This is a genomic window from Burkholderia sp. Bp9016 (assembly GCF_003857765.1).
Classification (GTDB): domain Bacteria; phylum Pseudomonadota; class Gammaproteobacteria; order Burkholderiales; family Burkholderiaceae; genus Burkholderia.
Genome location: NZ_QTPY01000016.1, coordinates 32,652 through 44,881, shown reverse-complemented (window position 1 = coordinate 44,881; position 12,230 = coordinate 32,652). Strand labels below are relative to the sequence as shown.

Annotated in this window: 8 protein-coding genes and 1 pseudogene; 1 reads left to right on the top strand and 8 read right to left on the bottom strand. The window is 58.6% G+C overall.

Going from position 1 to position 12,230, the window contains the following annotated elements; translation table 11 throughout:
• Positions 1–432: 432 nt before the first annotated feature.
• Genes DIE13_RS20195 through tssI form a run of 3 tightly spaced genes read right to left on the bottom strand, consistent with a single transcriptional unit; the run spans position 433 to position 7,016 of the window.
• Entirely contained in the window at positions 433–729 is a 297-nt protein-coding gene (locus DIE13_RS20195) for a PAAR domain-containing protein (RefSeq protein WP_244097723.1), read from the bottom strand.
• 36 nt (positions 730–765) lie between these two features.
• A complete protein-coding gene (locus DIE13_RS20190) occupies positions 766–1,029 on the bottom strand; it encodes a hypothetical protein (protein ID WP_124828745.1) in 264 nt (87 codons plus the stop codon).
• Between the two features lie 17 nt (positions 1,030–1,046).
• Entirely contained in the window at positions 1,047–7,016 is a 5,970-nt protein-coding gene (gene tssI, locus DIE13_RS20185; RefSeq protein ID WP_124828744.1) for a type VI secretion system tip protein TssI/VgrG, read from the bottom strand.
• A 699-nt stretch (positions 7,017–7,715) separates the two neighbouring features.
• Between tssI and DIE13_RS20180 the strand changes: the two genes are divergently transcribed.
• Positions 7,716–8,024: an H-NS family nucleoid-associated regulatory protein gene (locus DIE13_RS20180; protein WP_124828743.1), complete on the top strand. Its 309-nt coding sequence runs from the start codon at positions 7,716–7,718 to the stop codon at positions 8,022–8,024.
• Positions 8,025–8,194: 170 nt separating this feature from the next.
• On the opposite strand, the gene DIE13_RS20175 is transcribed toward DIE13_RS20180, so the two are convergent.
• The 5 genes and pseudogenes from DIE13_RS20175 to DIE13_RS20160 form a co-directional block, all read right to left on the bottom strand.
• Positions 8,195–8,482, bottom strand: coding sequence for a CopG family ribbon-helix-helix protein (locus tag DIE13_RS20175; protein WP_124828742.1), 288 nt, complete (start codon positions 8,480–8,482; stop codon positions 8,195–8,197).
• A gap of 43 nt (positions 8,483–8,525) precedes the next feature.
• A complete protein-coding gene (locus DIE13_RS20170) occupies positions 8,526–9,428 on the bottom strand; it encodes a hypothetical protein (RefSeq protein ID WP_244097722.1) in 903 nt (300 codons plus the stop codon).
• Between the two features lie 3 nt (positions 9,429–9,431).
• Positions 9,432–9,590: pseudogene (locus DIE13_RS33840) on the bottom strand (TniQ family protein); the annotation flags it as partial.
• A 14-nt stretch (positions 9,591–9,604) separates the two neighbouring features.
• Complete coding sequence (locus DIE13_RS20165) at positions 9,605–10,384, bottom strand: hypothetical protein (protein WP_124828740.1); 780 nt, start codon at positions 10,382–10,384, stop codon at positions 9,605–9,607.
• 408 nt (positions 10,385–10,792) lie between these two features.
• A complete protein-coding gene (locus DIE13_RS20160) occupies positions 10,793–12,190 on the bottom strand; it encodes an enolase C-terminal domain-like protein (protein WP_124828739.1) in 1,398 nt (465 codons plus the stop codon).
• Positions 12,191–12,230: the final 40 nt, after the last annotated feature.

Sequence of the window (12,230 nt, the reverse complement as noted above, 5' to 3'; positions counted from 1 at the left end):
GTGGTCACGCTCACTCCTGAAAGTGGAGCTGCCGTAACGGTATACGATGGGATTCCGAAGGATGGTGAACAGGTCGCGTTTTCGGGGGTGACAGGGAGCTATTATGCGGGAATTGCGTCTTTGTACTGGCTAGACAAGAAAATGCCTGATGGTCCATGGGTTCCGGTCAACAAATGCCAGCTTACGAATACATGTGCGGATGAGTTGCGTAAAGACATGGAGCGTTCAAGAGGCTCGCATGATGTGATGTAGGGTACGCGGGTTCGGCTTGGTGACAATCTTCACTTCAAACCACCGCGTTATTACAGAAAGCCAGTGAATGCAAGCGTATGCACTTGCTCACCAAACTATAGCGATCTCAGTTATGAAAGGTGCAGGAAACTAGCGTGCGGTGTCCTCTTTTTACTGTTGATGAACTAAAAGGGGGGCATTTTACTTATCCGCGAGAAACTGCTGCTGACTGGCGATTAGTGATGCGCCACAGGCGGTCTTCATGCCATGCAGGGCGACAGCGCGACCTTCAATCGAATACTGGCTCGATCCCTGAATGATCGGGAATATACCTTTACATTTCGGGCAACTGACCATATGGCCAACGCCAGCCGCTGGCTGACCACTGAGATCCATGCCTCCGAAGCCGTCGAGCACGACGCCACCGTGATCCGTCAAATCGCCCTTACGAATGATGGGTTGCATTTTTTGCCAACTCAATACGTCATTCTTTATCAATTATTACTCGACTGTCGTCGTGATATTTCGAAAATATCATTTCGCATCGGTAAATTTCGGGTCCTTCACTATGTCCTCATCGTCGCTGGAGTAGTAAAGAAATCCAAGCTCCTTTGTTTCCACAAGAATACCTTCTGACAATTTTCCGCCTCCGACCAACTCTTCATCGATAAGCCAGTCGTCGTATCCATCTATACATTGACGCTTGTCGAAATCACAGACGACAAGGCCAGCAACATCCCCCTCGACGATAACATGATCGCCAATGTGGATATCTAGTCCAGATGAAACGTATTTCACGATGCGCCTCCTCCCTATCAAGGCGTGTTGAGAAATGGCTCAATCGGCACCATGCTTGACGTTAATTGCTCCGGCTTAAGCACATATTTTTGCTTCGCCCAGAAGCAAATGCATTTCGGATATGGCGACTGATTAGCCTGAAATATATTGTGATGCGACCCGTACACGCCATGTTGCATTTCATTATCAGGTATCACATCAAGCGGCCTGTACGCAAATGTGCCAACCGCGATGATTTTCCCCGACACGGTTTTGCACGGGTTGCATTTATTCGGGCAATCATCTTTTTCTTTGACCTTTTCTTGCGTACTGTCCGTGGACCTCGTCATGTACCAAATGCCCGCTCCGATCATGACCAGCGCACCGATTCCTGCGCCGATCAGTGTTCCCGGTCCCGGAACGACGCTTCCGATACCGGCCCCCATTGCTATTGTGCCGAGACCATCGGGATCGATCTTGTGTGTCGGAATGCCGTCCGCATAGGCGTAGAAATTTAGCCCTGCACGCAGTCCGATCGGATCCTGATTGATGTATCGACCTATAGCTGGATCGTAGTATCGATGCCGGTTGTAGTACAGCCCGGACTCTCTGTCCCTGAATTGCCCCGGAAACCGAATCGGGTTGTCGATTTCGTCGGCGATCATCGACTTCGTCTGTCCATAGCCGTCGAAGTCTGCCGCCCACACGACCCGGCGCATCTCGTCGTAGAGTTCTTGCGGAGCGCCAAGGTGATCGGTAATGTAGAAGTACCTTTTGCCGCGCTCGAGCCGAGCCATAGGCCCGGCATGGTCCGGATGGGCAACATAGGTCACGGACTCATCGTTACGAGGAGCCTGACCCGCACGGACCTCCTGCAGCATCCAGTCGCCGTCCCAGACGAACAGCGTCGTGGACGGCGCTGCGCCGGCGGGTGTGTGAACCTTTGCGATCCGTCGGCCGAGCGCGTCGTACCGGTATTCGGTGCGGCTGCCGTCGGCCTGTTCGATACTGCTCAATTGATGCCCGTTGTCGTAGCGGTAGCGCGTTTCCACGGATTCAGGTGTGGTTACTGGGGTGACGGCCTCCCTGCGGGCCAGTAACCGGTCGAGCAGCCCCGGATTGTGATCCGACTCGGGAACGTCCTGTATCGGACGCTCTACGCGCCCTGTACGGTTGCCGTGCCCATCGTAGCTGAAATCAAGTTGGGAGCGTGTCAGTCCGGCGACTGTGATGAATCTCTTCAGTCGATCGCCAGGCGCCTCCGGGACGGCGGCCGCATCGGCCATCGACGTAGCTGTGCTGTCGCGTTCCGATCCGTGGTCTAGTCGCGAGAGCAGGTTGCCGGCTGGATCGTACCGATATATTTCACCCGATGGTTGCGGGACGGCTTCGCCGCCCCGCCGGTTCACACCAGTCAACCGCGCGAGCGGATCGTATTCGAAATGACGCTCGCCTCGCCACGTGTCGGCCAGCCGCGTGATCTGCCCGGCCATGTCGTAATCCCATGTGCGCCACGGACGCGGCTCCGCACGTGGCTGCCCCCGTTCATCGAGGTCCTGCAAGCGCTGAGTTTGAAGGAGCCCGGCGTCGTTGTACGCGAACAGCTGTGCGATAGGGCCTTGAGCCGCATGAATCGTCCGATGCAACGCATCGCGCTCGAAACTCGCCAGCGGTTCGCCGTCGAGCAGTAGTCCGTGGATATGACCACTGCCGTAACGTTGCCACGTCAGCAAGCCGACGCCGGGCAACTGCATCCCGCTGCGGTTGTTGGCTGCATCGAACGTGTGCTGGAGTCGCCAAACTCGCCCGTGGTGCGATTGAACCTCGGCCGTGCGCCGTCCGGCAGCATCGTATTCGTACGTGATCTGCGATGGTTCGCTGTCTTTCGGTTCGTGGCGGATCTGCGTCAGCAGGCCACGAGCGTCGTAGCCGAATGTGGTGTGTGTGCCATCCCCGAGTCGTCGCTCGATCGGCCGTCCCAGACTGTCGTACAGCAGCGTCGTGCGCAATTGGCCGTCATTGCCGTGATTGATTTGCGCGATCTGTTCGCCAACGGCGTTGTATTCGACTTGCTGGCGTCGGCCATCGAATCCCGTTTGGGCAATCATGCGACCCTGTGCGTCATACTCGAACGTGCAGCGCTCGCCCTTGGCATTGGTCAGCGCCACGATCCGCCCGAGCGCGTCGTAACCGTAATCGGTGGTGGTGCCATCCGGCGCTTCAACCCGGACGATCTGGCCGTAGGCGTCCCTTGTCACCTGCGTCGTGCGCCCGAGCGGATCGGTATAGGCAATCGCCTGTCCTGCCCGATCGTATGTCGTTTTCCAGACGCCGAGCCCAGCCGGGGCGATCGCCGTCGGCAGTCCGGCAGCATTACCGTAAAATTTGCTCGTCTGCCCGAGTGCGTTCGTCTGGTGGGTTTGCCGCCCGCGCTCGTCGTAACCGTACTGCGTTGTGAAGCCCGAGCAGTCGGTGCGTGCGATCATCTGACCGGCGTCGTTGAATTGTGTTTTCGTCACGTTACCGAGCGCGTCGGTGTGCGCAACAGCCAAGCCATTCTCAAACGTGGTACTAGATGTGTTGCCGAGCGGGTCGATCTCCTTGACCAGATGGCCGTCGGTGTCGTATTCGCGCTGCCAGATATGCCCGGCGGGATCGGTAATTCGCGTAGGCAAGTTCTGGTCGTTGTATTCAATGCGCGTCAGCTGACCTGCGGCGTCACGGATCGCGATCGGATTCCCGGTTGCGTCGCTGATTGATTGCGTCTTGCGGCCGAGCGCGTCGATGCGCGCCGCGACATTACCCGTCTCATCGAACTCGGTCTGGTCCGCGCTGCCGTCCGAATGAACGATCTGGTCGACTGCCCATAGGCCGTTGTAGCGGTATGTCGTCGTGTTCCCGAGTGCATCCGTTACCTGCGTCATCCGGGCCGTCGGCTGGTACGAGAAGCGTGCCTCGCGCGTCACGACTGGCTGGCCGTCGGCGTCGAGTGTGTACGCGTAGGTTCTGATGCAGCGCGCCTGTGGCGTCTCGCCGTCCCATTCGGCGACGAACGTTGCGCCGGCCGGCGTCTCGTAGCGCGTCAGCAGGTGCGTGTGATACGCGTATGTCCAGGTTAGATTGCCGCTGTCGATCGCCTGAACGAGATCGCCGTGATCGTCGTATCGATACGCGGCAAGTTTCTGCGTCGAAGTGCCATGCTCGTCGAGCAGATGGACCTCGATGATGCGGCCTTCACTGTCATGCTGGCACGAGACCGTATGGCAGTTGTTCTGGATCTGATGCAGGTTGCCGCTGGGCGTATACCTAAACGACAGCGATTGCTTGTCGCGGGTCTCGTAGCGCTCCAACAGCCAATGATCGGATTCGCTCGGATGCGGGCTATACGTCTCGACGATGCCATTCGGAAAGCGTACCGCGTACCTCGTGAGCCCATCGATATCGTCAAGCCGCTGAAGCGTGTATTTCTCGATCGGATGAAAGTGTTCCTGACCCGAATCGAGCAACGGAAATTGCAGCTGTCGGCCGTCGAAGTCGATATAGACAAGCTTCGGTATGTCAGCGATCGTCACGCGACGTACTTCGGTCGCGTACTGAAGCTTCCATGCGACGCCGAAACTGCCGGTTCGCTGATCGGCACTGCGATAACGCCGGTTCCAGCGGATCGGCACTCTTCCTGGCAATGTGAAATCGTCGTGCGTGAGCAACTTCTGGCCAGTTGCGACGTCCACTGGATGCGCGCTAGTGGTCTTTTTAGCGCATTCCGCGCAATCGGCCTCCGTGACGGGCGCGAGACCTTTTGCACTGCCGCCGCTCTGCGTGACCGGTCCCTCGAGATAGATTCCCTTGCCCTTTAGGTGAATACCGGCCGCGTCGATCGTGATCGTGCCGCCCGGACCGATCAGTTGCGCTGTCTTCGCGCCTGAGAGGCTTGCCTGGCCCGAGTCTGTGATTCGGATCTGATTGCTATTCGCACTCTGGACCGGATCGGGGATTTGCGGGCTGAAGCTGGGGGAAATGTCGAGCGGCGCTTCCTGGTCTTTCTTGACCGCATCGCCGACGGCCTTGCCTCGTACCGTTACCTCATAGGTATGTCCCACGTGCGCGGTCCAGTCTTGTACCACGCGATCAACGCGATCCATGCCGACCGTGCTGGCCATCTGCAGTACGACATTGCGTAGATACAGGCCGCCGACGTTGACGTTGTAGGCCAGACCGACGTTGAGCATTTTGCCAAGTCCGACCGATTGCACGGAGGCCAGACCGACGGTCTCAAACTTGACGCCACCAGTCGATAAGGTCCAGTTCTGGCCAATGCTGGCCTTCTCGTCGTTCCCAACCGATTTTTCGCGATCGTTGCCGACCGAGTGCGATTCATCGTTCTCGACTTCGATGCGCTGATCTTTCTCCGCATGCAACCAGACTTCTTCTTGCCCCTTTCGGTCTTCGAAGCGCAGTGCGTTCGCCGTTCCGTTGTCGCCGCCTGTCGTTGAGCGTGTCAGGATGCCGCTCTGGGTCGCGTTGTCCGGCAGCGCCCACGGTGGCATGTTCGCCGCGTTGTAGACAGATGCAATAATTAGGGGGCGATCAGGGTTGCCGTCGGTGAATGTCACGACGACCTCGTCCCCAATGCGAGGAAGCTGGATCATCCCGAATCCGCTACTGGCCCAGGGTTGAGCGACGCGAACCCAACACGAACTCGCCTGATCCTGCTTGCCGAGCCGATCCCAAGGCAGCTGGATCTTCACGCGACCAAGCCTGTCGGTGTAAATTTCCTCGCCTTTCGGCCCGACCACCACTGCTGTCTGCACGCCATGGATCATGGGTCGCGGACTCGTCAGCAGCGGCCGATACGGAATCTTCTTGCGGATGCAGCGGAATTCGGCCGTATAGATCGCGCTGCCCGGCGCGGTTAGGATTTGCGACTCCGGCTTTGCCTGGTAGTTGTTCGTTCCGTGGTGCCGGATCGACGTCAATAGAAATTGCCGGTCCTCGGGCTTCGCCTGCTCGTGATCGTAGTGCGCGTCGAGCTCGAAGTACCGCTCAAGCTCGAGCCTGCGATAGTGACTCTTGCCGACGAAGATCTTGCTGTGGGCAGCCAGCGCCTCGGTCCGGAATCGGGCGAGTTGTTCGCCTCGATCGGAATCGGGAAAGCCGTGGGCGCCGAGATAGTCGTAGAGCTCATAGTTGTCGACTTCACCCTGATCGACAGCCGTGTCGCGTTCGACGTAGCGCCGCGCACCAGGCGCTTTATAGTCTCCGGTCTTGAGCGCGACGCTGCCCGACGTGAATTTGCGACGCGATACGAATGATGTAACGACCTGGTTGCTTTCTAGGATCTCGTCGGTCGAATAGCGCAGCACCGGACTGTACCCGGCAATCGGACCGGCGTTGATCGACGAGTCCGTGATGATTAATGTATGGCCGTCCTTCTTGTGTTCGAAATAGAAGAACAGCCCTTCTTCCTGCATCAGGCGCAGCGCGAAAGCGAGATCAGTCTCCTTGTACTGGGTACAGTAGCTGCGATTAACCGTTGGCGCGGACAAACGAAACACGACGTCACCGAATCTCCGGTATCGATGCATCACGTCGTTGAGGATCTCGCCGACCGTCTGTTCCTGAAAAATCCGGATATCCTGACGGCGATCCATGAAGGCGAGCCATGGCCTGGCGACGGCCTCGTAGGTTGCCAGACCGCCATCGGTGCCGGTGTGTATAAAATCGGTGACGTAGCCGTGGAAATAGCGCACGTCCGTGCTGGCAAGCGCGTCGGTCAGCTGCAGGGTGACCGTCACCGGCTTGCCGATCAATTGCTTGAGCTCGATGTTCGGGTCTTGGGACGCGAGCATGAGCTTCATTTCAAACAGTTCGCCCAACCCCTCATCGCAGACGAACTCGGTCAGCACGACCGCTGAGCGACCGGACAGCGGCGTGTCGATCGTGAACAGCCGATTGTTTTGCAGCGCAAAGAATTGCTTTGCGATCTCTTGAAGGGAAATCGGCGACATAGGCGATGACGTCCTGTCGTTGTTGGTTCTTCTATCGGACCGGGAGGCAGCCTCCTCCCATATATCGGTCCCTCTCTCATCAGGCACACTGCCCAATCGTGTGATCGTAGCAAAGTCGTTTTCGCTAGGCACGATTTTTTGGCTATTGTTTCTTATCGATGCCGAACTGGAGAGATGTGCGCCATATTGTTGGCGAAATTGTGGATTAACGTGTCGCTGCGGCTCGCGATGACATCGTCCGATGCGCAATAATCAGTTGCACCGCTGCAGTGCCTGCTCCCGTACCTCGAGCAAAATCGAACGGCGAACTTTATTGGGGCATCTTCAGATATGTTCATGACTACGCCTATTGAGGGGATTTTTAACCGCCATTCAACATATAGAATTAAGTTGACACGCCAGAATATAGGGGAAATTCTTCTGCCGACATCGCTGCGTTGCATCACCGGAATCGTCTGCTACAACCCGAAATCAGTGAGGGCGTTGTGTACCGATGCCGCGTCCATCAATATGTCGGTCGGTGCCTGATCGATGTTCTAGATTTCATCACTGACGCAGCTTCGACTCACGAGAGATGCTCCTGTGATGACGGAAAGTTTCATCAATGAAACGGACTCCTTAGAGAGTGAGCCATTGGGTTGACCCGACCAAATTTGGAGGCTAGTCTTCGGGTTTTAACTAATCGACCTCCCCAAGCCTATGGCAACTTACCTTGAACTGAAAGCACAGGCGGATGCGTTGGCCAAACAGGCAGAGGCTGCACGTCTCGCGGAACTTGAAACGATTGTCGCGGCGATTCGGGAACAAGTGGCGGAATATGGTATTACGCCTGAGCAGATCTTCGGGCGAAAGCGTGGGAGCGTCGCTGGCAAGCGTGCGCCTGCGGCTCCGAAGTACCAGGATCCGAAGACCGGTGCTACGTGGAGCGGCCGCGGCAAGCCGCCTCAATGGATCGCCAAGGCGAAGAACCGCGAACGCTTTCTGATTGTTGCCGCTGACGTCGAATAAGGCATTTTTTTCGATCCTCATCGTCGATCGATCGGTCGACGATGCTGCGCTCAACATAGCGCGAGAGTGCACGCCGGAACAACGTGCACTTGTCTCTGGACCATCTTCAGTGATGCCACCGCTAATGTTGTAACGGTATTGAATCGCCTCTGGTGTCCAAAACAGGCTGATTACTTCGTCGCGTCAATCCGGCGACGCAATGCTGTTCGACGAGCAGCGAACTTGGCATCGACCTCAACTGCCGGTACCAAATAGCCAGTATTGGCTGAGGCTCGCGACCGCTCGATCTTGGCGTGCAGCCAAGCGTCGTACTCCGTCGCTTTCTGTTGCCGCATTACGTAGTCCCGCATGAAGTCGCGCAAGAGTTGTGCGCCCGTTCGGTCATGAGCCTTGGCCGCAGCCGAGAACGCTGTTTTCAGGGCGGCATCGACCCGAAACGTATAGGTTGCTTTGCTCATAGCGACACCCTTTTTGTGTTGAATGGGAAGTGAATGCAGCTGATCATGATGCTTCGCTCGAATCGCAATGTCGCGGCGGATGACCGGCAGAAAAATAGTCAACCTTTACACGATTGGCTGCCTCGCGTACGACCGGGTTGGCGAGTGATAAGCTGACTTCCCGCAAACGCCTTTCGATGTGACGTCGAGTAACATGTGCCTGTGTTGAATACAGTGTCCGGACGAGCTGCGTTGCAAGTTCGGCGTCGTGTTTTTCCTTCGCCACGCGTTGCGCGAGAACCCACTGTCGGTGGAGTTGTGAGATCTGTCGACACTCGCTTTCGAACCAGTATCGAAGATACGTGTACTTGTAACCCAATTTCTCCGCGACGTCTTTCATCGGGTGCTCGGAGTACCCTTTGGCAATGATGGTCCGGAGCTCCTCAGTCAACGCGTTGCGTTGCCGAACTGATAGATCTAGGGTGCGTCGTGTAGGTTTCCGGAATTGCCGTTGCGGAGGTGCTGCAAACGATTCGTCGAGTCCATCCCGTAGCAACGCAACGGGCGTAGTGCGTAACCCTTGTGTCATTAGAAGAAAGGCCGGCAGTGACGGTTGCACATCTCGATAACGCCATTGGCTAATGACTCTCTTTGTGAATCCGAGGGCTCTCTCGATGTTCGCGACGGTGCCGTCGAAGTGATGGTCGGCCATCTCGGCAATGCGAGTCTGCAGATGTTGTGCCGTGAGCAGCTCGCTGATTTCCGGGCCTCGGAGAATCATCTCGCCGATGGCATCGATGTTGTACCGCTGCTGTGGGCTGAGACGGCTGGCTTTGGCGATTCCCCGAAGCTCCTTATGGTTTGCCGCCAGCCAACTGCCGCACCGAGAACAAAAGTCCACATGCGCGTGGCGCGGCACAAATGGCTGAACCCGCCGGCAGGTTGGGCATTCATACTGCAGCGCCATGCTATGGACTGGGCACACCAAAATGGGGGCGGCTTGCCAGATCAACGGCAAATAGGGTTCGTGACCCGCGTCACGCCATTCGAGGAAGCATAGTGGGCACCATCTCGGATGCGTAGACAGTAACCCCAGTGCTCGCGGGTCGAGTAGGCCGGACCAAAGCATGAAGGAGCATTCGCTTACCCGTAATGGAGTTCCGCTTCTCGATACGCTGCGAGCCAGTATCTCTGTGTGCGGGGCGTGCGATGAGCCAGTGTGGTGGCAGCATCAGGCTCGAATAGGACACGATATCGTTCGACGGCGATTTCTAGCTTTTGAATACTGACGCGTTCGAGGATTGCTAACGCGTCTCGCCGATCGGCAAGGGGTTTGTCGAATTCGGGGATGATCTTTCCCTGTTGAGCAAGTTCGTCGAGGACGGCAGGGGTAAGCTCAATGAAGTTTGAGTGGCGGCCTGGCTTCTGATCGATACTGCGGCATGCGATCGATGAATCACCGCGGTTCAGGACTTCCCAAAGCTGTCCGTCCCACAGGAAGCGAGCGCCGGGGCTGATCGAGAGCGTGACCGATTGACGGGGGGATGTAGTTTCGGATTTTGCGAAGGAGCGGTATGCGACGGCTGCATGTCTGTCCCGGAAAACCAGCGCTTCCTGCGGATTCGTTAGGCGATCGCTGGGCAAATTGAACACAACCCGCCCACATGAGATCTCGGAGTACAACGTGTCGGCGATATCAAGGAGGTCATTAAGTACTGAAGCGATAGTGCTCCACGGGCGACACGCGATGCGTTCGTGGAGGCGGGCAATTTGCGACACGTCGTTCTGGGGCTTCCACGCTTTGTAGTCGCGCAAAAATTCAAGGTTCTCGATGAGCGCCCATGAGTTTTCTCGCGACGAGCGGATAACGAAGGTCGCGCCGAGGTCTGAGGCTGCCTGCTCGGCCGCAACCCGCTTAGACATTCACGGTTCGTCCTCGACTGAACAAAGTGCAACGAATTCGTTCGCATCCCGACAAAGTGCAAATATATGGTTCCGCCCAAATCATCGAGGACGGATTTCGGAGGCCAACTGATGCGGCGTCAGTGCAGAGACATGGTTCCAGCCATCGTGGAAATATGCTCCCTGTCGCACACTTAGGCCGGTTTTTTCATTTGGGCTCTACTTCCGTCATAGCCTGGTTCGACACCCTGCCGGGTGACATCAGGGTGACAGGCGGGTGCCTGTCGAAGGCCGAGGATGCTGGCCGGCAGGATGCGGTCGTTTCCGCGGTTTGGCAATCGCACGAAGCAATCGCGCGACGCATTCGCGCGCGGATTGCGCTGCACGCCGGCTGGGCCCCTTATCCCGACCGTTCGTCGGCAGCCGCCATCACCCCCGCCCGAAACTCGGCCGCTTCGGATCGTACGTCCACCCCGGCACCAGATAACGCATCGCCATCGCATCGTCGCGCGCGGTGCCGCCGACTTCCCGATACAGCGCGTGCGCGGCCTCGACCTGCGCCATGTCGAGCTCGATCCCGAGCCCTGGCCGCTCCGGCACGGCCACCCGGCCGCCGACGATCTCGAGCGGCTCGCGCGTGAGCCGCGCATCGCCTTCCTGCCAGATCCAGTGCGTATCGATCGCGGTGATCGTGCCGGGCGCCGCCGCGGCCGCATGCGTGAACATCGCGAGCGACACGTCGAAGTGGTTGTTCGAATGCGAGCCCCACGTGAGCCCCCAGTCGCGGCACAGCTGCGCGAGCCGCACCGAACCCTGCATCGTCCAGAAGTGCGGATCGGCGAGCGGGATGTCCACTGCTTGCAGCCGTACCGCATGATCCATCTGCCGCCAGTCGGTCGCGATCATGTTGGTCGCGGTCGGAATGCCGGTTGCGCGGCGGAATTCGGCCATCACTTCGCGGCCCGAATAACCGCCTTCCGGCCCGCACGGATCTTCCGCATACGCGAGCAGATGGCCTTGCCCGCGGCACAGCGCGACGGCTTCGTCGAGCGACCATGCGCCGTTTGGATCGAGCGTAGCGCGCGCGTCGGGAAAGCGCGCCTTGATCGCGGCGATCGCTTCCATCTCGTCCGCGCCGGCCATCACGCCGCCCTTCAGCTTGAAATCGACGAAGCCGTAGCGCTCGACCGCGGCCTCGGCCTGCTGCGCAATCGCAGCTGGCGTGAGCGCCGCTTCGTTGCGCAGCCGGAACCACGGGTCCGCCGCGTGCGTCTCGTCGCGATACGGCAGGTCGGTGCGGCGCCGCTCGCCGATATAGAACAGGTACGCGAGCATCGGCACCGCATCGCGCTGCTGGCCTTCGCCGAGCAGCGCCGCGACCGGCACGTCGAGATGCTGGCCCAGCAGGTCGAGCAGCGCGGCCTCGATCGCGGTGATCACGTTGTCGAGCCGCAGGTTGATCTCGTGCGGCTGGCGCAGCACGGCCGCCTCGCCGGCCGACGTCACCTCGTGCCGGATCGTGCGGCCTGCGCCTGCACCGGTGCCGGACAGCGCCGCGCGCACCGCGTTGAGCGTCGCCTGGTAGCGTCCGATCGACTGGCCGACGACGAGATCGGTCATCCGTTCGAGCGCGTGGCGGATACCTTCGCCGCCCGGCACTTCGCCGACGCCCGTATGCCCGCTGCTGTCGTCGAGGATCACGAGGTTGCGCGTGAAATACGGTGCGTGCGCACCACACAGGTTCAGCAGCATGCTGTCGCGGCCGGCGACGGGGATCACCTGCATGCGCGTGACGCGCGGGGTGCCGGCACGGCGGGATTCGGACATCGGTTCGCTCCTGGTTCCGTAATGCGCGGGCCCGCCGGAC